Origin of the sequence: Palleronia pelagia (assembly GCF_900110115.1) — a bacterium.
Taxonomy (GTDB): domain Bacteria; phylum Pseudomonadota; class Alphaproteobacteria; order Rhodobacterales; family Rhodobacteraceae; genus Palleronia; species Palleronia pelagia.
On sequence record NZ_FOCM01000010.1, the window covers coordinates 51,769 to 71,361 of the forward strand.

23 protein-coding genes and 1 riboswitch are annotated in these 19,593 nt (G+C 69.3%); of the genes, 9 read left to right on the plus strand and 14 right to left on the minus strand.

Annotated elements, in window-relative coordinates; all coding sequences use genetic code 11:
* Position 1: 1 nt before the first annotated feature.
* The 5 genes from BMX96_RS17110 to metZ all read right to left on the minus strand — a co-directional run bounded on the left by BMX96_RS17110 (position 2) and on the right by metZ (position 5,106).
* The gene (locus tag BMX96_RS17110; protein ID WP_091846589.1) at positions 2 to 1,483 is read right to left on the minus strand and encodes a TrkH family potassium uptake protein; all 1,482 of its coding nucleotides are present in this window, start codon (positions 1,481 to 1,483) and stop codon (positions 2 to 4) included.
* Positions 1,480 to 2,055: a DUF6151 family protein gene (locus tag BMX96_RS17115; protein ID WP_091846590.1), complete on the minus strand. Its 576-nt coding sequence runs from the start codon at positions 2,053 to 2,055 to the stop codon at positions 1,480 to 1,482. Before BMX96_RS17115 ends, BMX96_RS17110 begins: the two co-directional genes overlap by 4 nt.
* A 57-nt stretch (positions 2,056 to 2,112) precedes the next feature.
* On the minus strand, positions 2,113 to 2,745 hold the full coding sequence (locus tag BMX96_RS17120) for a GNAT family N-acetyltransferase (protein WP_091846591.1): 633 nt from the start codon (positions 2,743 to 2,745) through the stop codon (positions 2,113 to 2,115).
* Positions 2,742 to 3,782, minus strand: a complete 1,041-nt coding sequence (gene folE2 / locus BMX96_RS17125; protein WP_407944680.1) for a GTP cyclohydrolase FolE2 — start codon at positions 3,780 to 3,782, stop codon at positions 2,742 to 2,744. Before folE2 ends, BMX96_RS17120 begins: the two co-directional genes overlap by 4 nt.
* 142 nt (positions 3,783 to 3,924) lie before the next feature.
* Positions 3,925 to 5,106, minus strand: a complete 1,182-nt coding sequence (gene metZ, locus BMX96_RS17130; protein ID WP_091846629.1) for an O-succinylhomoserine sulfhydrylase — start codon at positions 5,104 to 5,106, stop codon at positions 3,925 to 3,927.
* A 37-nt stretch (positions 5,107 to 5,143) separates the two neighbouring features.
* A riboswitch (SAM riboswitch) is annotated at positions 5,144 to 5,222 on the minus strand.
* A gap of 49 nt (positions 5,223 to 5,271) precedes the next feature.
* Between metZ and BMX96_RS17135 the strand changes: the two genes are divergently transcribed.
* Complete coding sequence (locus tag BMX96_RS17135) at positions 5,272 to 5,961, plus strand: glutathione S-transferase family protein (protein ID WP_091846593.1); 690 nt, start codon at positions 5,272 to 5,274, stop codon at positions 5,959 to 5,961.
* On the opposite strand, the gene BMX96_RS17140 is transcribed toward BMX96_RS17135, so the two are convergent.
* Positions 5,958 to 6,554 carry an inner membrane-spanning protein YciB gene (locus BMX96_RS17140; protein ID WP_073129891.1) on the minus strand — a complete coding sequence of 199 codons (597 nt, stop codon included), beginning with the start codon at positions 6,552 to 6,554 and terminating at the stop codon, positions 5,958 to 5,960. The genes BMX96_RS17135 and BMX96_RS17140 overlap by 4 nt on opposite strands.
* A 7-nt stretch (positions 6,555 to 6,561) precedes the next feature.
* On the minus strand, positions 6,562 to 7,464 hold the full coding sequence (locus BMX96_RS17145; RefSeq protein WP_091846594.1) for an EamA family transporter: 903 nt from the start codon (positions 7,462 to 7,464) through the stop codon (positions 6,562 to 6,564).
* A 69-nt stretch (positions 7,465 to 7,533) separates the two neighbouring features.
* On the opposite strand from BMX96_RS17145, the gene BMX96_RS17150 reads away from it, so the two are divergent.
* The gene (locus tag BMX96_RS17150; RefSeq protein ID WP_073129886.1) at positions 7,534 to 8,028 is read left to right on the plus strand and encodes an MgtC/SapB family protein; all 495 of its coding nucleotides are present in this window, start codon (positions 7,534 to 7,536) and stop codon (positions 8,026 to 8,028) included.
* Between the two features lie 10 nt (positions 8,029 to 8,038).
* Here BMX96_RS17150 and ftsY read toward each other — a convergent pair whose 3' ends face one another.
* Together ftsY and BMX96_RS17160 are read right to left on the minus strand one after the other, a co-directional pair.
* A complete protein-coding gene (gene ftsY, locus BMX96_RS17155; RefSeq protein ID WP_091846595.1) occupies positions 8,039 to 9,487 on the minus strand; it encodes a signal recognition particle-docking protein FtsY in 1,449 nt (482 codons plus the stop codon).
* 87 nt (positions 9,488 to 9,574) lie between these two features.
* A complete protein-coding gene (locus BMX96_RS17160; protein WP_091846596.1) occupies positions 9,575 to 11,257 on the minus strand; it encodes an NAD(P)H-dependent oxidoreductase subunit E in 1,683 nt (560 codons plus the stop codon).
* Between the two features lie 183 nt (positions 11,258 to 11,440).
* Here BMX96_RS17160 and BMX96_RS17165 point away from each other — a divergent pair, with 183 nt between their 5' ends.
* Positions 11,441 to 12,523: an alkane 1-monooxygenase gene (locus BMX96_RS17165; RefSeq protein ID WP_091846597.1), complete on the plus strand. Its 1,083-nt coding sequence runs from the start codon at positions 11,441 to 11,443 to the stop codon at positions 12,521 to 12,523.
* A complete protein-coding gene (locus BMX96_RS17170) occupies positions 12,520 to 12,918 on the plus strand; it encodes a hypothetical protein (RefSeq protein ID WP_073129876.1) in 399 nt (132 codons plus the stop codon). Before BMX96_RS17165 ends, BMX96_RS17170 begins: the two co-directional genes overlap by 4 nt.
* A 7-nt stretch (positions 12,919 to 12,925) precedes the next feature.
* Here the strand turns inward: BMX96_RS17170 and xseA are convergent, their stop codons facing one another.
* From xseA to BMX96_RS17185, 3 genes are all read right to left on the minus strand, one after another.
* On the minus strand, positions 12,926 to 14,473 hold the full coding sequence (gene xseA, locus BMX96_RS17175; protein ID WP_091846598.1) for an exodeoxyribonuclease VII large subunit: 1,548 nt from the start codon (positions 14,471 to 14,473) through the stop codon (positions 12,926 to 12,928).
* A gap of 31 nt (positions 14,474 to 14,504) precedes the next feature.
* The gene (locus BMX96_RS17180) at positions 14,505 to 14,708 is read right to left on the minus strand and encodes a hypothetical protein (protein WP_091846599.1); all 204 of its coding nucleotides are present in this window, start codon (positions 14,706 to 14,708) and stop codon (positions 14,505 to 14,507) included.
* Between the two features lie 74 nt (positions 14,709 to 14,782).
* Positions 14,783 to 14,980 carry a hypothetical protein gene (locus tag BMX96_RS17185; protein ID WP_091846600.1) on the minus strand — a complete coding sequence of 66 codons (198 nt, stop codon included), beginning with the start codon at positions 14,978 to 14,980 and terminating at the stop codon, positions 14,783 to 14,785.
* A gap of 168 nt (positions 14,981 to 15,148) precedes the next feature.
* Between BMX96_RS17185 and purD the strand changes: the two genes are divergently transcribed.
* The 3 genes from purD (at position 15,149) to BMX96_RS17200 (ending at position 17,789) form a co-directional block, all read left to right on the plus strand.
* A complete protein-coding gene (gene purD / locus BMX96_RS17190; protein WP_091846601.1) occupies positions 15,149 to 16,417 on the plus strand; it encodes a phosphoribosylamine--glycine ligase in 1,269 nt (422 codons plus the stop codon).
* A gap of 92 nt (positions 16,418 to 16,509) precedes the next feature.
* Positions 16,510 to 17,088, plus strand: coding sequence for a nitroreductase family protein (locus BMX96_RS17195; RefSeq protein ID WP_091846602.1), 579 nt, complete (start codon positions 16,510 to 16,512; stop codon positions 17,086 to 17,088).
* On the plus strand, positions 17,085 to 17,789 hold the full coding sequence (locus BMX96_RS17200) for an EI24 domain-containing protein (protein ID WP_091846603.1): 705 nt from the start codon (positions 17,085 to 17,087) through the stop codon (positions 17,787 to 17,789). Before BMX96_RS17195 ends, BMX96_RS17200 begins: the two co-directional genes overlap by 4 nt.
* Here the strand turns inward: BMX96_RS17200 and BMX96_RS17205 are convergent.
* A complete protein-coding gene (locus BMX96_RS17205) occupies positions 17,743 to 18,039 on the minus strand; it encodes a DUF1467 family protein (protein ID WP_073129859.1) in 297 nt (98 codons plus the stop codon). The genes BMX96_RS17200 and BMX96_RS17205 overlap by 47 nt on opposite strands.
* Positions 18,036 to 18,440 (minus strand): methylmalonyl-CoA epimerase, encoded by a 405-nt coding sequence (gene mce, locus BMX96_RS17210; protein WP_091846604.1) that lies wholly within the window; start codon positions 18,438 to 18,440, stop codon positions 18,036 to 18,038. Before mce ends, BMX96_RS17205 begins: the two co-directional genes overlap by 4 nt.
* A 150-nt stretch (positions 18,441 to 18,590) precedes the next feature.
* Between mce and BMX96_RS17215 the strand changes: the two genes are divergently transcribed.
* Positions 18,591 to 19,313, plus strand: a complete 723-nt coding sequence (locus tag BMX96_RS17215) for a response regulator (protein ID WP_091846605.1) — start codon at positions 18,591 to 18,593, stop codon at positions 19,311 to 19,313.
* A 143-nt stretch (positions 19,314 to 19,456) separates the two neighbouring features.
* Complete coding sequence (locus BMX96_RS20100) at positions 19,457 to 19,588, plus strand: hypothetical protein (RefSeq protein ID WP_269085828.1); 132 nt, start codon at positions 19,457 to 19,459, stop codon at positions 19,586 to 19,588.
* Positions 19,589 to 19,593: the final 5 nt, after the last annotated feature.

Below are 19,593 nucleotides of genomic sequence, written 5' to 3' on the forward strand. Positions count from 1 at the left end.
CTCAGATCTTCCAGAACGCGCTGGTGAACAGCACGTAGACCGCCATCAGCTCCAGCCGGCCCACGAGCATCCCGGCGATCAGCAGCCATTTCGCGGTGTCGTTCAGCGGGCCGAAATACCCCGAGGGCCCGATGATCGGGCCGAGGCCCGGCCCCACGTTGCCGATGGCCGTGGCCGCGCCCGACAGCGACGTGACCATGTCCAGCCCCGTCAGCCCCAGCGCGACGGCCAGCACGCCCATGGACACGATGAACAGCACGAAGAAGGCCATGACCGAGCTCAGCACCTCGGGCGTCACGCGCCGGTCCTCGAACCGGGGGGCGAAGACGCCGTGGGGCGCGTGGATGCGGCGGATCTGGACCGAGATCGCCGACAGCAGGATCTGGTAGCGGAAGACCTTCACCGAACAGCTGGTCGACCCGGCGCAACCACCGATCAGCCCCAGCACGAAGAAGGCGACCATCGCGAAGCCACCCCAGAGCTGGTAGTTGACCGAGGCATAGCCTGTGCCCGAGATGATCGAGGTGACGTTGAACACGGCTTCGCGCAGGGACGGCTCGACCGCGAATTCGTCGACCCACATCTGGAACACGGCCAGAACAATCGTGAAACTCGCGATGATGGCCAGGTAGGCGTGGATCTGGCTGTCGCGGAAAATCGGGCGCGCCTGCCCCGCGATCAGCTGGACGTAGCGAACGAACGGCAGGCTCGCCAGCAACATGAACACCGACGCAACGTATTCAGGCGCCCCCTGAAACGCCCCGAACGAGGAATCGGTGGTCGAAAATCCCCCGGTCGAGACGGTTGTCAGGGCGTGGTTGATCGCGTCGAAGCCGCTCATCCCGACGGCGATATATGTCAGGAAGCAGGCGAAGGTGATGATGACGTAGATCCAGCTGATCTGGCTGGCGATCTCGGCGGCGCGGGGCAGGATCTTGCCCAGCGTGTCGAAGGCCTCGGTCCGGAAGATCTGCATGCCGCCGATGCGCAGCTCGGGCAGGAACACCATGGCCACGACGACGATGCCGATGCCGCCGAACCATTGCATCATCGACCGCCACAGAAGGACGCCCGCCGGCAAGCTATCCAGCCCCGAGAACACGGTGCTGCCCGTCGTGGTCAGGCCCGACATCGCCTCGAAGAACGCGTCGGTCACCGTGGCATCGGGCGGCCCCAGCACGAAGGGGATCGCGCCGAAGATCGGCAGCGCCACCCAGACGCCCGTGGTCAGCAGGAAGGTCTGTTGCAGGCCCAGCCGACCCGTGTTGCCCGACGCGCAGGCCAGCGCGGCAAGCCCGCCCACCAGCATGGTCAGCACGGCGGATTGCAGGAAGACCGGCCACTGCCCGTTGCCCACCACCAGGTCGACGGCGAAGGGCACCAGCATGGTCGCGCCAAGGCAGGTGACGAGAAGCCCGATCAGGTAGCCGACGGGCCGCAGGTCGAAGGTGTGGGCAGAAGGGGTCGCCGCGGTGCCGCTCATGTCCGGGCCCCGTAGGCGAGACGCAGGTCATCCTGGTCCGGGCGGCCCGGCTTGGACACCGGGCGGCCGTCCGCGTCGAAGAACGGCGTCTCGCGCCAGCGGCCCGACAGGCGCGAGGCGAGAACGCGGCGCGCGACGCCCAGCGCCAGCGCGTAAAGGCTGCCATGGGGGCGCGGCACCCGGCCGGTCGCCGATCCGCGATGCAGCCGGACGCGCGGTTTTGGCGCGTCCTCCAGGCCCGCGGTCATCAGGCTGAAGAACGGCACGCCGCGGAACGGTGCGGTGTTGCCCAGCGGCGTGTCGCAGCAGGTGGTGAACCAGCGCAACGGCCCGCGACGGGTCAACCGCTCGCATCCGAGGTGCTCGGCCCCTTGCAGGATGCGCACCCTGTCGGACGTGGTGGAATAGAGGGCGACGCCCCCTGCCGGGTCGAGAGTGTCCGCGGCGCCGTGCAGGCGGGCGAAGGCGCGGCAATCGGTGCAGTAGCAGACGGCGGGCACACCGCTTTGCGGCACCTGGGCGACCGTCGCCTGGACCGCGCCGCAGCGGCATCGCCAAATCCGGTCGCTCATGGATTCGCCTTTCGCCCGTTCGCCGAAGTGCTGCTTAACACGCCCGGCGCGCGGGTGTCAGGGCACATCGCGCCGCTGCCGCGCATTCTGTGCCATCCGCATCGCATCGCCCGAGGGCGTGCCCGGATAATCGGCCGCGTCCTGCTGCAACGGGAGGACGATTTCCACGTCATCGCCCAGCCGCGACCCCGTGACAGCGCCGAGATCCGACAGGATATGGCGCATCACGTGGTTGTCGCGATGCACCAATGCGAGGAACCGAGCGATTCCCCGGTCCCGCGCGACGCCGGCGATGAAGCCCAGAAGCAGCGCGCCCAGCCGTCGCGACTGGGCGTGGTCGATCACGGTCAGGGCGAATTCGGCCGCCTTCGCGTCCCGTGTGCGATAGTAGCGCGCGACCCCGGCCGGCGTTTCGCCGCCATCGGCATCCAGCAGCGCCACGCCGATCGCCTCGTGCTCGGTCCCGTCGGGCGTGGTGAAGGCGGTGATCTCGGGGCCGCTCAATTCGGGCTTGTCGCGCAGGAACCGCATGTAGCGCGACTGCTGCGACAGCAACTCGAACCCGCGCTCGAGGCTTTGCGCATCGTCGGGGACCAGCGGCCGGAACCGCGCCCGTCCGCCATCGGGCAACGTCAGGTCCAGCGCCGTGCGGTCGTCGGCGCCGGCCCAGCGCGCGTTGCCCCGGCTCACCCCACGTGGAACAGCGTCGCGAACAGCCGCGGGTCAAGGCTGTCGTGGTCGAAGGTCGGGCCCTCGGTCAGGACGCTGACGGCATCGTGGCTGTGCAGGCTTTCCTGGTGCGAGGCGACCACGCGGAAATCACCGACGCGCGGCTCGTCCTGCAATTGCAGCGCGAACAGCCGCGCCGCGTCCTCGACGAAGATCGGGTTGGCGGCGTTCAGCTCGGCGAAGGCCTGTTCGTCCTCGCGCTTGACCATCACCTGCGTCTCGGTCGGCACGGCGGCGCGGCAGAGGTCGATCAGGTCCTCGAACCACAGGGTTCCGTGACCCTCGTCCAGGACCACCGACACCCGCGCGACCGAGCGCTGGGAATGCGGCGTGGCCAACTGGCCCCGTTCGCGCCGGGCGTGCTCGCTCAGTTCCAGCGAACAGGGGCAGGTCGACGAATAGACATAGTCGAGGTGGACGATCTTGCGGCGCACGCCGGCCTTCTCGACCAGTTCGAGCGCGAAGTCGTAATACTGGTATCCCGTCAGCCCCGAGCGCAGGCTTTCCACCTTCATCGGGAAGGAAAACCGCATCTGGATGCGCGCATCGAAGCTTTCGAGGTCGGCCTTGTAGTCATCCAGCGCCGCTTCGATCACCGCGAAGCTGAAGGTCTCCTCGGCGCGGCGATAGAAGGTGCGCATGATGCGCGACATGTTGATGCCCTTCTTCTCGGCCTCCAGGCTCACGGTGCCCGTCACCGAGGTCTCGAGCGTCAGGTCGCCGTTGTCGCGCGTGCGAAACCGGATGGGCAGGCGGAAATTGCTTATGCCCACGTGCTGGATCTGGCGCGGCGCGCCCTCGATCAGCGAGGCGGGGCCGTTTTGCAGGTCGGGCATCGTCGCGCGATACGCGGCATCGGCGCGGAAGGTATCGTCGTAGACATCGTCCAGCGCCGGGTAATCGTCGCCCAGGCCACCGGCGAGGGATCGAATCGCCGGGTCGAGCGTTGCAAGATCATCAGGGTCCGCCGATCGGGCCCAGGCACGCAGCCGTGCCATCAGGCGCTGCGCCTCCTGCCGTGACATGTCTCCGTCGTGGTCGTGAAGATGTATGTTCATGCCCTTGTCCTCGCCCCGTTCCGAGCAACGGGCATGTAGGCGCGGGCGTCCCGAAATCCAGACGCGCCGCGCCATCAGGATGTCAAATGACGTCCAGCGCGGCGGTCAGGTCGACCATCAGATCGCCCGCATCCTCCAGCCCCACGGACAACCGCAGCAGCCCGTCGGTGATGCCCAGATGCGCGCGCTGCGCCTCGCTCAGACGCTGGTGCGTGGTGGTGGCCGGATGGGTCACGATGGACTTCGCATCCCCGAGATTATTGGAGATCGTGACCAGTTTCAGCGCGTTCAGCACCCGGAAGGCGGCGTCGCGTCCGCCCGTCACGTCCAGCGCGATGACCGTGCCCGCGCCGCCCATCTGCTCGGCCACGACCTGCGCCTGGGCATTGTCCGGCAGCCCCGGGTAGATCACGCGCGACAGGCCCTTGTGGCTCTGCAGCGCTGCGGCCAGATGCCGCGCCGTGCGTTCCTGTTCGCGCACGCGCAGATCCAGCGTCTCGAGACCCTTGAGCATCATCCAGGCGTTGAAGGGCGACATGGCCCCGCCCGTGTGCTTGAGGTACGGCTCGACCGTCTTGCGGATGAATTCGCGGCTGCCAAGGATGACGCCGCCAAGGCCCCTGCCCTGCCCGTCGATATGCTTGGTCGCCGAATAGATCACCACGTCGGCCCCCATCTCGAAGGCCCGGCTGAAGATCGGCGTGGCGAAGACGTTGTCGACCACCACCGTCGCCCCGGCCGCGTGGGCCAGCCGGGCCACGGCCCGCAGGTCGATCACCTCGAGCGTGGGGTTGCTGATCGTCTCCAGGAACACGGCCTTGGTGTCGGGCCGGATCGCGTCGCGCCACTGGTCCAGGTCGGTGCCGTCGACGAAGGTGACCTCGACCCCGAAGCGGGTCAGGATCTCTTCGAGGATGTAGAGGCACGACCCGAACAGCGCGCGCGACGACACCACGTGGTCGCCCGCCTTCAGCATCGACATCATCGCGCCGTTCACCGCCGCCATGCCGCTGGCGGTGGCGAAGGCATCCTCGGCGCCCTCGATGGAGGCGATGCGTTCCTCGAACATGGCCACGGTCGGGTTGCCGTAGCGGGCGTAGATGAATTCGTCCTCGCCCAGGCTCTCGAACCGCTGGGCGGCGGCCTCGGCGCTGTCATAGACGAAGCCCTGGGTGAGGAAGATCGCCTCGCTCACCTCGCCGTACTGGCTGCGGCGCGTGCCTGCATGGACCGCGCGGGTCCGGTGGTTCCAACTGTCACTCATGGGGTCCCTTTCGACGTTTGCCCCACCGATCACGAAGCGGGGAAACATCCCGACCTCTTTAGCGGCATGTTTAACGTGGCCCGCAATCCGGTGTACAAATCGCCACGCTGCACCCGATACTGCGGCGCCGGGGAACGGTCAAGACGGCCGAGGGGAAAGCACGCCATGTCCGAGATCACGCTGTATTACTGGCCCACGCCGAATGGCTGGAAAACCTCCATCGCGCTGGAGGAATTCGGCCTGCCCTACCGGGTCGAGCTTATCGACATCGGCGCGGGCGACCAGCGGACCGACGCCTACCTGGCGGTGTCGCCCAACGGGCGCATCCCCGCGATCACCGACCCCGACGGCCCGGACGGGCAGCCCATCTCGATCTTCGAGTCGGGCGCCATCCTGCAATACCTCGCCCGCAAAACGGGCAGCTTCGGCGGCGCGACCGAGCGGGCGCGGACCGAGGTGGACCAGTGGCTCATGTGGCAGATGGGCGGCGTGGGCCCCATGGCGGGCCAGGCGCACCATTTCCTGAAATACGCGCCCGAGGATATCGCTTACGCCAAGGACCGCTATCGCGGCGAGGTCGCGCGGCTTTACGGCGTGCTCGACCGGCGGCTGGCGGATCGCGCTTTTGTGGCCGGCGACGACTACACCATCGCCGACATGGCGATCTATCCCTGGGCATCGCTGTGGGAGGGGCAGGAGCAGACGCTGGACGACAAGCCCCACCTTGCCCGCTGGCTTGAAACGGTCGCCGCCCGCCCGGCGGTCAAGACCGGGACGGGGCTGCATCTGGACAAGCGGAAGGCGTTCCAGAAGGACGCGGACGCGCAGGACCGGCTGTTTCAGCGCAAGGGCTAGTCGCCCTCGCCCGTCCCGTGTTCCTGGAACAGCTTCCCCTGGAAGATGAAGAACACGAAGATCGCGCCCGTCAGCCCGAAGGTCTTGAAGTTCACCCAGGCATCCGTCGACATGAGCCGCCAGACCAGCTCGTTCGCCACGGCGAGCGCGAAGAAGAAGGCGCAGAACCGGCGGGTCAGGATCATCCAGCCGGTATCGTCCAGCGGCACCATGCCCTCCATCAGCATCCGCAGGTAGCTCTGGCCGCGCAGGAGGCCCACCAGCAGGATCACCCCGAAGATCAAGTAGATGAGCGTGGGCTTCATCTTGAAGAACCGCTCGTCGTTCAGCCACACGGTCAGCCCGCCGAAGACCACCACCAGAACCAGCGTCATCACCTGCATTTTCGACAGATGCCCGGTGATCCGACGGATCAGCGCCATGGACACGATCAGGATCGGGATGAAGAGCGCGGTCATGAGGATGAAGCCGGTGTATTCCTGCCCCAACACCGTGAACGTCCGGTCGCGCAGCAGCAGGTAGCCCACGAAGAACAGGGCCACGGGACCCAGCTCCAGCGCCGTCACCAAGCCCTTTTTCGAATCTTCCGCCATGGTTTCCCTATCCGCTGAATTCCACGATGACCGCACCTATCGCGATCAGCGCCATGAGCGCCAGCCGCCGCGGCCCGGTTTTTTCACCCAGCATCAGCCAGCCGATCAATGCGGCAAAAACGGTCGAGGTCTCGCGCAGCACCGCCGCCTCGCCCACCTTGTCGAGCCTCGTGGCCAGCATGATCGACCCGAAGCTGCCGAAGGCCACCAGTCCGCCGATCACGCCGCGCCGGGCCAGGCTGGCCCAGTCGGTCACCTCGGCCACCTTGCGGCGGTGGAACCACGCGACCAGCGGCGCGAAGCCCAGCCCGTCGATCAGGAAGAACCAGGCAAGGAAGGTGAACGGGTTCGCCGTCGCGCGGATGCCGTAGGCGTCGTAGGTCGTGTAGAGCGCGACGAACAGCCCCGTGACCACGGCAAGGCCTAGCGCCAGCGGCATCGTCTCGCGGTCCACCGTCCAGTGCCGCAGGTTGTAGGCAGCCAGCCCGTAGATCCCCGCCAGCAGGGTCGCCACACCGGCCCATTGCAGCGCCGTGAACCGCTCGCCGAAGACGATGCTGGCGCCGATCACGGCGAAAAGCGGCCCGGTGCCGCGCACCACCGGATAGACCACCGTATAGGCCCCCTTGGTGTAGCACAGCCCCTGCAGCAGCTTGTAGGTCCCGTGGATGACGAAGGCGCCGGCGAAGATCGGCCACATATGCGGCTCGGGCCACGGCACCAGGAACAGCGCGATGGGCAGCGCCATGAGGCCGTAGCTCGCGTCGATGACCATGCGGCTCAGCCACGGGTCATGCCGTCCCTTCTGAAGCGCGCCGAAGATCGCGTGCAGCAATGCGGCCGTCAGCGCGAGGACCAGCGCAAGACTGTGCCCGGCGTCGGTCCCTTCAAGCCCTGTCAGTGCGTCCATGCAGGGCTCCGCCGGAACGGGCGCCGCGCCGCATCGTTGTGACCCGAGAGCAAGCCGGAGGAGCGGACCATGTGGGCCACCATCGTCGATGAGCTGAACGGATCCTTCAGCACCGTGCCGCCGGTCGTCGCCTTCATCCGCCTGATGCTGGCGGCGATCCTTGGCGGCATCGTCGGTTGGGAGCGCGAGCGCAGCGACAAGCCCGCCGGCCTGCGCACCCACATGCTGGTGTCCATCGCCGCGTGCCTGTTCATCGTCGTCGGCGCGCAGCTGTCGACCATCGATTTCCTGTCGGCGGGCGGCGGCGACGGCGAGTTGCGGGTCGATCCGCTGCGCCTGATCGAGGCGGTCACCGCCGGCGTCGCGTTCCTGGCCGCGGGCATCATCTTCACGTCGGGCGGACAGGTTCGAAACATCACCACCGGCGCGTCGCTGTGGCTGTGCGGCGCCATCGGGCTTGCCTGCGGCGCGGGGCAGATCCCGCTCGCCGCCATGGCGACGGTCATCGTGTCTGTCGTGGTGGGGGTCATCGGCCGGATCGAGGACGCTCGGTCATCGGACTGACCGGCGGTGCTCACGCATCCGCCCCGGTGAGGGCGGCGGCGAATTCCTCGGGGTCGAACGGCGCCAGGTCGTCGAGTTGCTCGCCCACACCGATGGCGTGGATCGGCAGGCCGAACCGGTCGGCCAGCGCCACCAGCACGCCGCCGCGCGCCGTCCCGTCCAGCTTGGTCATCACTAGCCCCGAGACATCGGCGAGCTTCTGGAAAATCTCGACCTGGCTCAGCGCGTTCTGGCCGGTGGTCGCATCCAGCACCAGCACCGTATTGTGCGGCGCCTCGGGGTCCTTCTTGCGGATGACGCGGACGATCTTGGCCAGCTCTTCCATGAGGTCGGCCCGGTTCTGAAGCCGCCCGGCGGTGTCGATCATCAGCAGATCGGCGCCGTCGGCCTCGGCCTTGGTCATGGCGTCGAAGGCCAGGCTGGCTGGATCGCTGCCCTGTGGCGCCGTCATCACCGGAACGCCCGCGCGATCACCCCAGACCTGGAGCTGCTCGACCGCCGCGGCCCTGAAGGTGTCGCCGGCGGCGATCACGACCTTCTTCCCGGCGGCGCGAAACTGCGAGGCGAGCTTGCCGATGGTCGTGGTCTTGCCAGACCCGTTCACGCCCACGACCAGAACCACCTGCGGGCGCTTGGAATAGATCGGCAGGGGCTTGGCCACCGGCTCCATGATGCGCGCGATCTCCTGCGCCAGCAGGGTCTTGATCTCGGCGGTGGACAACCGCTTGCCGAACCGCCCCTCGGCCATGTTGGACGTCACGCGTGCGGCGGTCTCGACGCCCATATCGGCGGTGATCAACAGGTCTTCCAGCTGCTCCAGCATGTCGTCGTCCAGCGGACGGCGCATGACGGGGGCCGCGTCGCGGCGCCCGAACAGGCGACCCAGCAGGCCGGACTGGCCGCCCTCGGCGCGCGACGGCGTGTCATCGGGGATCTCGATCGGGGTCGGCTGCGCCGGGGCCTCGGGCGGGGCTTGCGGCGCGGGCACTTCGGGCGGCGCATCGGCGGGGCGCGGGTCCTGCGGCCGCGGGAATGGGTCCGGCGCGGGCGGCGGCGTGGGCTCGGGGCGCGGGGCCAGCTCGGGCTCCGGCACGGGTTCAGGCTGCGGTTCCGGCTCCGGCTGGGGGTCGGGCTGCGGCGCAGGTTCTGGCGTCGGCTCGAATTCGGGCGTCGGCTCGGGCTCGGGCTCCGGCTCGGGCGCAGTGTCGGGAACCGGGTCGGGCACCGCCGCGGGCGGATGGTCCGGCACGGGCTCAAGCTCGGGCGTCTCCTCGGGCTCGGACGGCTCCGGCGCGGGCTCGGTCGCCGTTTGCAGGGGCGAGCTGGCGACATCCTCGACAGGGGGTCGCGGCTCGGCCTCGGCCACCTCGCCGCCATCCTCGACGATCGCGTCGATCCCCTCGTCCAGCTTCGAGGACGACTTGAAGAGCTTGGATTTCAGCTTGTTGAAGAACGACACGTATGGGTCCCCGCCTGTGGTGCACTTCCCTTCACCTAGGCCGGATCCGCGTGATTTGAAAGGTCAGGCGACCGCGCCGGGACGTGGTCAGACCTCGTCGGGGAAATGCTTCAGCACCAGCTTGATGGGGTTCTGCGCGGCCTGCCCCAGCCCGCAGATCGACGCGTCGGCCATGACGGTGCAGAGATCGCCAAGCAGGTCGCGGTCCCACGCGTCGGCCTGCATCAGCTTGACCGCCTTCTCGCAGCCCACCCGGCACGGGGTGCATTGGCCGCAGCTTTCGTCTTCGAAGAACCGCATCATGTTCAGCGCCGCCGCCCGGGCGCTGTCCCGGTCGGACAGGACGACCACGGCGCCCGAGCCGATGAAGCTGCCGTGTTCCTGCAACATGTCGAAATCCATGGGGATGTCGTCCATCGATGCGGGCAGCAGCCCCGAGGACGGCCCGCCCGGCTGGTAGGCCTTGAACACGTGGCCCTCGGCCATGCCGCCGGCGGCCTCGATGATGTCGGCGATGGTCGACCCGGCGGGCAGCAGGTAGACGCCCGGCGCGGCGACCCGGCCCGAGACCGAGTAGCTGCGCAACCCCTTGCGGCCATTGCGTTCCACCGATGTGAGGATCTCGGGACCTTCGCGCAGCACGCGGGTGATCCAGGCCAGGGTTTCGACATTGTGGACCAGCGTGGGCCGCCCCCACAGCCCCACCTGCGCCACGTAGGGCGGGCGGTGACGCGGGATGCCGCGCTTGCCCTCGATGGATTCCAGCATCGCCGACTCTTCGCCGCAGATATAGGCCCCCGCGCCGCGGCGCAGATCGACATATCCAGGGGCGATGAAACCAGCGTCTTCCAACGCCGCGATCTCGCGCCGCAGGATTTCCAGGGACGCCGGATACTCGTCGCGCATGTAGATGAAGCAGCGCTCGGCCTCGACGGCCCAGGCGGCGATCAGCATGCCTTCCAGCATGAGGTGCGGCGACGTCTCCATCAGCGCACGGTCCTTGAAGGTCCCCGGCTCGCCCTCGTCAGCGTTCACCGCAAGATAGCGCGGACCCTCGTTGGCGCGCACGAAGCCCCACTTCTTGCCCGACGGGAAACCGGCACCGCCCAGGCCCCGGACCCCGGCGTCGAGCACGGTCTGCTGCACCTCTTCCCAGTCGCCGCCATCACGCAATGTCGCAAAAGTGCTGTAACCACCGCCCTCGCGGTAGAATTCGAGCCCTTGGTAGTCGGGAATGTGCACTTCCGTGTCGCCGGTATTGATAGCGTCGCGGATCATCTCGGGCGTGGCGAAGTCGATATGGTTGTGCCCCAGCTCGACCACCGGGGCGGTGTCGCAGCGGCCCATGCAGGGGGCGCGCACGACGCGCACCGCCGCCGGGTCCATGCCGTCCTCCAGCGCCTGCTTCAGCGCTTGCGCGCCCGCCAGTTCGCAGGCGAGCGAGTCGCAGACCCGCACGGTCAGCGCGGGCGGCGGCGTCTCGCCTTCCTTCACCAGGTCGAAATGGGCGTAGAAGCTCGCCACTTCCCAGATCTCGGCCTGCGACAGGCGCATCTCGTGGGCCAGCGCGCGCATGTGGGCGGCGGACAGGTGGCCGTGGGCGTCCTGGATCAGGTGCAGATGCTCGATCAGAAGGTCGCGGCGCCGGGGCCTGTCACCCAGCAGACGCTGCACCTCGGCCAATGCCGCATCGTCCAGCTGACGCCCTTTCGGCGTGGCCCGTCCCCGGCCCTTCCGGGCCTTCCCGATACCGTCGCGTTGATCCAGCATGTGCGCCCCTCCTGCCCGCCCGTCCTAGCCCGGCGCCGCGCGCGCGCCCAAGCCAAAAGCGACGCCTTTCGGGTCACAAAAGGCGTGATTTCGCCCACGGCCCGCCGTGACCGGATCACGCGCTTATGATTTTACTCGGACCATGCCGCCCCGACACTGGGGCCACCACCAAGGAGGAAGCCCATGACGGGCGCACGCACGCTGTTCTTCGCGGCCACGCTGGGGCCGCTGGCTTGCCTGCTGGCGGGGCTGGCGCTGGGCGGTCTCTGGACGCTGGTTGCCGTCCTGAGCATGACCGGCGTGGTCTTCCTGTTCGACCGCATGATCGCCGAGCTAGAGATGCCGGACGACGCTGCGCAGGAATTCCCGGTCGAAACGGGCCTGTCGGTGGCCCTGGCGGTGGCGCACCTGGCGCTGGTGCCGCTGCTGGTGGCGGCGCTGTCCGGCCCGGCGCTGAGCTCGGGCGAGAAGGCACTGTCGGCCTATGCCGCGATCCTGTGGCTGGGCCAGATCGGCAATGCCAACGCGCACGAGCTGATCCACCGGCCCCGCCGCGCGCTGGCCTGGCTGGGACGCGCGGCCTTCATCGCACTGCTGTACGGACACCATGCCTCGGCCCATCCGAAGGTGCATCACCGCTGGGTCGCGACGCCGCTGGACCCGGCCACCGCGCGGCTGGGCGAGACGTTCTTCGCCTACGCGCCACGCGCCTGGTGGGGCGGCTTTCGCGCGGGCCACGCGGCCGAGGCGCGGATGCTGCGCGCGCGCCACCGCGACGCGTGGCGTCGGCATGACCCCTATCTCGTCTATGTCGGCGGGGCCATCGCCTGCCTCGCGCTCGCCGCCGCCATCGGCGGTCTCGCTGGCGTGGCGTGGTACGTGCTGATCTGCGTCGGCGCGCAGGCGCAGATCCTGCTGTCGGACTACGTGCAGCACTATGGTCTGACCCGGGACGAGATCGCGCCGGGCCGCTATGCGCCGGTCGGACCGGCCCACAGCTGGAACGCGCCGCAGGCGTATTCGGGCGCGATGATGTTGCAGGCGCCGCGCCACTCCGACCACCACGCGCACCCCGCGCGCCCGTTTCCGCAGCTGCGCCTGCCCGACGCCGACACGGCGCCGCGCCTGCCCCGGTCGCTGCCGATCATGGCGGCGGTGGCCTGCGTGCCGCCGCTCTGGCGTCGGCTGATGGATCCGCGCGCCCGCGCGTGGCGACAGTCTGCCGCTGGCGACGCCGCGCGACCCGTGGCAGAAGGGGCCGCATGAAACGCATCGCCGCCACCCTCGCCCTGCTCGCTTCCATCGGTCCGGCCCTGGCCCAGACGCCCATGACCGCCGAGGAATTCGAGGCCTATACCGAGGGCCGCACGCTCTACTACGCGTCGAACGGGATCTCCTACGGGATCGAGGAATATCATCCGGGCCGCACGGTCAGTTGGTCGTTCCTCGATGACGAATGCAAGGAGGGCTTCTGGTATCCCCAAGGCGAGCAGATCTGTTTCGAGTACACCGACGGGACAGGCCCGCAATGCTGGACCTTCTTCCTGACGTCGAGCGGCCTGACGGCGCGCTTCGCGGGCGACCCGCCGGGATCCGAGCTTTACGAGACGCGCGCGAGCGACGAGCCGCTGAAATGCCCCGCGCCCAACCTGGGCGTCTGATCGGCCGTCAGAGCAGGCTGCCCTGCTCGGGCGGATCGTCCTTGGGCTTCTTCGAGCCGCGCGCCGGCTTGGCGAGGGGTTTCATCCGGCCGTCCCGGAACTCGATCTCCAGGTCCGGCGCCGCGCGGGCGGCCTTGGCCGTGGTCACGACCGCACCGCCACCGCGCACCACGGCATAGCCGCGCGCCAGCGTGGCCTCGTAGCCCAGCGACTGGCGCAGGCGTTCGAGCGCGGCGAGCCGATCGCGATCGGTGCGCTGTCGGGCCGTCCAACCGCGCGCCATGCGCGCGCCCAGGTCGTCGAGCTTGCGGCGCAGACCCGCCGCGTCGCGCGGCGGCGCAAGCGACGGCAAGCGTGCAGACACCTGGTCCAGCCGCCCCTGCCCCTGCCGCACCGAGCGCGCCAGCGCGGGCGCCAGCCGTCCCGCCAGCAGGTCGATCCGCGCGCGGCGGTTTTCGATGGCGCGGCGCAGGTTGCCGGGCCGCAGGTCGGCCGCCGCCTCGACCAGCCGGGCGCGGGCGCGCGACACCCGTGCGGCGAGCGCGGCGTCCAGCCGGGTTTCGGCCAGGTCGAGCCGCTGCCGCGCCGGCGACAGGAGCGAATCGGGTCGCGGCAGGGCGCGGCCGAGGTCGTCCAGCCGCCGCCGCCGGTCGCTGACGCCGCGATGCAGGGCCCGCGACAGCCGCGCGCCCTGGTCGTCCAACATGGCCTGAAGCTCCAACCGCACCGGCACGGCCATCTCGGCGGCGGCGGTGGGCGTCGGCGCGCGGCGGTCCGAGACGTAGTCGATCAGCGTGGTGTCGGTCTCGTGTCCCACGGCCGAGATCAGGGGGATGCCGCTGGCGGCCGCCGCGCGGGCGACGATCTCTTCGTTGAAGCCCCACAGATCCTCGATCGACCCGCCGCCGCGGGCGACGATCAACAGGTCCGGACGCGGCAGGGCCCCGCCGGGCGTCAGCGCGTTGAAGCCCTCGATCGCGCGGGCCACCTGCGGCGCGCAATCCCGGCCCTGCACCGCCACGGGCCAGACCAGCACCTTGCGCGGGAAGCGGTCGCGCAGACGGTGCAGGATGTCGCGGATCACGGCGCCCGAGGGCGAGGTGACGACGCCGATGACCTCGGGCAGGAACGGCGTGGGCCGCTTGCGCGCGGGGTCGAAAAGCCCCTCGGCCTCGAGCGCCTTCTTGCGCTTCTCCAGCATCGCCATCAGGGCGCCGACGCCGGCCGGGCGCAGGTCATCCACGTTCAGCTGGTATTTCGATTGCGAGCCGAAGGTGGTCAGCCGACCGGTTGCGACGACCTCCATCCCCTCCTCCGGCCGGGTGGCAAGCGCGGCCACTTGCCCCTTCCACGCGACCGAGGCCAGCACGGCACGGTCGTCCTTGATGTCGAAATAGAGATGCCCCGAGCGCGCCACGAAGACGCGCCCCACCTCGCCCTTGACGCGGACGCGGCCGAACTCGCCCTCGAGCACGCGTTTCACCGCGCCCGAGATCTCGGAGACGGTGTATTCGTGGGCGTTCTCGCCCGGCTGCGGATCGTCGATCAGGTCCATGGCGCGACGCTACTGCGGCGCCGGGGCGGGCTCAACCGGGGAAGCGCGGTGCGGGAGCGGCCTCGGGGTCGTCCGGCGATGGGCCCGCCTCGTCGAGCACCAGCGCGCGCCTTGCGGCGTCCTCCAGCCGGGCCTGCGCACCGGTCGGAGGGCTGAACGGGTCGTCGCGCCCGCGCAAAAGCCGGGGCCGGGACAGCCGGATTTCGCCCAGGCGGGTCAGTGACAGTCCAAGCATGCTATGTCCTTCGGTTCCATGACCGCTTGTATGGCAGCTTTGTGTGACAGGGCCGTGACCCCCGCCAGGTGTCATCAGGAACAGTCGGAACAGCAGGTGTTGCAGGGCGTGACGGTGTCGAACGCGTCCCGTGCGTGCTTCAGCCCTGTATCGCAATTGGCGTAGTCCCCCAGGGCCTTGCGCTTGTCGGCATTGGGCAGGAACTGGCAGGTCTCGGCATGCATCACGTGGGTGCCGTCGTCGCGTGCCTCGGTATTGGCGTAGTATTTCATGCGGGTCTCCTCTTTCGCCCGAGAACGCGCGCGCCACCGCAGGGGTTTCGCCCGCGATGGGCCGGGCACCTGAGGTATTTGTGGAAAGATGAAGCCGGGGGCGGGCGCACTTCCCATCCGGCAGGCGCGGTTGTATGCGGTTGCGCGACCGGACAAGGGGGCCACGCGATGAACATCCTGATCCTGGGCGGCGGCGGGCGCGAACATGCCCTGGCCTGGGCCGCGCTGCAGAACCCGCGCTGCGACCGGCTGATCGTGGCGCCCGGCAATGCCGGCATCGCGGGCATCGCCGAGACCGCGCGGCTGGATATCGAGGACGGCGCCGCCGTGGCCCAGTTCGCGGGCGAGAACGCGGTGGACCTGGTCATCATCGGCCCCGAGGCCCCGCTGGCCGCCGGGGTGGCCGACCGGTTGCGGGACGCGGGTCTCCTCGTGTTCGGGCCGAACCGCGCCGCGGCAATGCTGGAGACCTCGAAGACCTTCACCAAGGAGATCTGCGACGCCGCCGGGGCCCCGACCGCCGGCTGGGCGCGGTTCGAGGATGCCGGGGCCGCGCGCGCCCATGTCGGGGCCACCGGCGCGCCCATCGTGGTCAAGGCCGACGGCCTGGCGGCAGGCAAGGGCGTCGTCGTGGCCGAGACCGTGGCCCAGGCGCACGCGGCCATCGACGACATGCTGGGCGGCGCCTTTGGCGCGGCGGGCGCGTCGGTGGTGATCGAGGAATTCATGACCGGCGAAGAAGCATCGTTCTTCGTGCTGGTCGACGGCGAGGACGTGTTGCCCATCGGGACGGCGCAGGACCACAAGCGCGTGGGCGACGGCGATACCGGCCCCAATACCGGCGGCATGGGCGCCTATTCCCCCGCCCCCGTGATGACCGATGCGGTGACCGAGGCCGCGCTGACGCGGATCGTGCGCCCCGTGGTGGCCGAGCTCGCCCGCCGCGGCACGCCCTATTCAGGCGTGCTGTACGTGGGCCTGATGATCGAAGTCGGGCAGCCCCGACTCGTGGAATTCAACGCCCGGTTCGGCGATCCGGAATGCCAGGTGCTGATGATGCGGCTGGGGGCGCAGGCGCTGGACCTGATGCTCGCCTGCGCCGAGGGCCGGTTGGCGGACGCGCGGGTGAACTGGGCCGACGACCACGCGCTGACCGTGGTGATGGCCGCCGAAGGCTATCCCGGCAGCTACGAAAAGGGCAGCGCCATCCGCGGGCTCGAGGCGCTGACCGGGACCTCGTCCCAGATGGTGTTTCACGCGGGCACCGCGCTGGTCGACGGGCAGCTTGTCGCCAATGGCGGGCGGGTGCTGTCGGTGACGGCGCGGGGCGACGATCTGCTGCAGGCCCGGTCGCGCGCCTATGCCATGTGCGAGGCGGTGGATTGGCCCGAGGGCTTCTTTCGCAGCGATATCGGCTGGCGCGCCCTGGGCGACTGAGCCGTACTTCCCGGTGGCTCGGCGTCCGCCCTTGACGGCCCGACGCGCCGCGCCGACATGGAGAACGCCTGCCTACCCCTCAAGGAGCCACGATGCCCGATCCCAACCCAGCCGCGCTGGATTTCCTCCTGAGCCGCCGATCGCGGCCCGCCAAGACCCTCGGCCAGCCGGTGCCGGATCGCAGCCAGCTTGAGCCGATCCTGCGCGCCGCGCTGCGCACGCCGGATCACGGCAAGCTGGAACCGTGGCGCCTGGTCGTGCTGGAGCGCGCGGCGCTGGAACGGCTGGCGGGGCTGGTCCCCGCCTGTGGAGACCGTCTGTCGCGCCCGCCCGAGGACATCGCCAAGCAGACGGCGCAATACGCCGACGCAGACCTGGCCGTCGCGGTGATCGCGAGCCCCGTCGAGAGCCCCAAAATCCCGCAGATGGAACAGACCCTTTCCGCCGGCGCCGTCTGCCTGCAACTGCTGAACGCGGCGCTGGCGGCGGGCTGGGGGGCCAACTGGCTGAGCGGATGGGCCTCGCATGACGCGGACTTCGCGCGGCAGGGTCTGGACCTGGCCGAGGGCGAATGGATCGCCGGGCTCATCCATATCGGCACCGAGACCTCGGCCCCGCCCGAGCGGCCCCGCCCCGACCTCGCGGCGAAAGTCAGCTGGCTGGGCGCATGACCGTCATCGGCGACGCGTCCCGGGCCATCGGCCAGATGGGCGACCCGGCCTTTCGCGGAACGCTGCTGAAAGGCGTGGGGCTGACGCTGGCGCTGCTGGCCGGTTTCATTGGCCTGGTCGTGTGGGGGCTGGGCTGGCTCATACCCGACACGCTGTCCCTGCCGTTCGTGGGCGACATAAGCTGGGTGGACGACGCGGTTTCCTGGTCGTCGGTGCCCGTGCTGCTGTTCCTGTCGACCTTCCTGATGGTGCCGGTGGCCTCGGCCTTCACGTCGCTGTTCCTGGACGACGTGACCGACGCGGTCGAGGCGCGGCACTACCCCGCCCTGCCCCCGGCACCGCGGCTGTCCTTCGGGAGGGGGCTGAGCGATTCGCTGAAATTCCTGGGCGTGATCGCGGGGGCCAATATCGCGGCCTTCGCGCTCTACCTGATGGTGCCGCCCTTCGCGCCGCTGATCTTCTTCGGGCTGAACGGCTTCCTGCTCGGGCGCGAGTATTTCCAGCTGATCGCGGCCCGGCGGCTGGGGCCCAAGGGCGCGCGGCGGATGCGGCGCCGGCACGGCATGCGCATCTGGATCGCGGGTTGCCTGATGGCGGTCCCGCTGGTGGTGCCTCTGCTGGGCCTAGTGGTGCCGGTGCTGGGCGCGGCCACCTTCACCCATCTGTTTCACCGGCTTCCGAAACCGGATCCATCCGGTTGAACCAGTCGATGTCGCGCACGCCGTAGCCCGAGAACAGGATGAAGCCGGCGATCAGCGCCCACAGGATCGCCGACACCCAGGTCACCGTGCGCGCCTTGCGCCACATGTCGGTGCGCGCGGGGCTGCCGGCGTGGGTGCCCGGCACGATCTCGCCCTCGTCGCCCTGCGTGCGCAGGCCCACGGGCAGCAGGATGAACAGCACCATGAACCAGATCACGGCGAACAGGACGATGGCCGAGGTGATGCTCATGTCTCCTCCAGCTCGATCAGGCAGCCGTTGAAATCCTTGGGATGCAGGAACAGGACCGGCTTGCCGTGGGCACCGATCTTGGGCTCGCCACTGCCGAGGATGCGGGCGCCCTGATCGACCAGGCGGTCGCGGGCGGCGAGGATATCGTCGACCTCGTAGCACATGTGGTGGATGCCGCCGGACGGGTTCTTGTCGAGAAAGCCGGCGATGGGCGAGCCCTCGCCCAGCGGATAGAGCAGCTCGACCTTGGTGTTGGGCAGCGTGATGAACACGACCGTGACCCCGTGGTCGGGTTCGTCCTGCGGCGCGCCAACTTCGGCGCCCAGCATGTCGCGGTACTGCGCCGACGCGGCCTCGAGGTCGGGCACGGCGATTGCGATGTGGTTCAGGCGTCCGATCACGCTGTTTGTCCTTGTCCTTCTGGTGTCCGGGAGCCGAGATAGGCCCGAGGCGAAGGGCACGCAAGCCGCGCCGTGGTCGCGGCGCGGTGGTGTTAACCCTACTTTAGGATCGTCGGTCCCTACTGGAGACACCAGATTCGGAGAGCCGCCATGACCGACATTCTCGACGATTTCCTGTATCCCCGGCGCCCGACGGCCGAACGCCCGCTGCTGGGGCAGACGGTGCTGGTGGTCGAAGACAGTCGCTTCGCGGGCGAGACCATTCGCCTCATGTGCCTGCGCGGCGGCGCGCGCATCCGCCGGGCCGACAGCCTGCGCGCGGCGGCGCGGCACCTGTCGACATACCGCCCGTCGGTCATCCTGGTGGATCTGGGTCTGCCCGACGGCTCGGGGCTGGACCTGATCCGGCAGCTGGACGACGCGGTGCCCCGTGTGCCCGTGCTGCTGGCCCTCTCGGGTGATCCCGCGCTCGAAGAGGCGGCGTTGAACGCCGGGGCGAACGGCTTCATCTCGAAACCCTTCGGCTCGGTCGCCGGCTTTCAAGGCAAGATCCTCGCCCATCTTCCGGCCGAGGCGCAACCGCGGGGGCCGCGCCCCCTGAGCGACGAGGTGGTCCATGCCGATGCGGGCGCGCTGGGCGACGACTACGCGCTGATCCTCGATCTGCTCGACTCGCCCCAGGGGCCCGAGGATTTGCTCTATGCCATCAATTTCGGCGCGAACCTGGCGCGCAATCTGGAAGACGGGGCGCTGGACGCGGCCGTGACCGCGCTGCGCGAGGACGTGACCGACGGCCGGGGCCATCGTGGATCGCTCGCGCATCTTGCCGGTCTCGTCCAGAGCCGGCTGGCCCGGGGCGCCATCGCCGTCTGAGGCAAGCAAAGGATCCGCCGCGCGGACCCACGCGCGCCGCGAAACTTCACGATTGAAGGCACTCTGCCGCCGCAATCGCACGCGATACAGCACGCTGCCGGGGATCCGCCCCGACAGCGCCCCGCAATGGGAAGGAGCACGCCATGATGGACCGACTTGTGGACCGCGTTCTGCGGCTGGAGCACGAGACCCCGTTCCTGGACCGAGCCGTGCTGGCGCTTGGCGCCTTTTCGATCACCTTGTCGCTGGCGGGGACGGTTCTGCTCTACACCTGATCGCC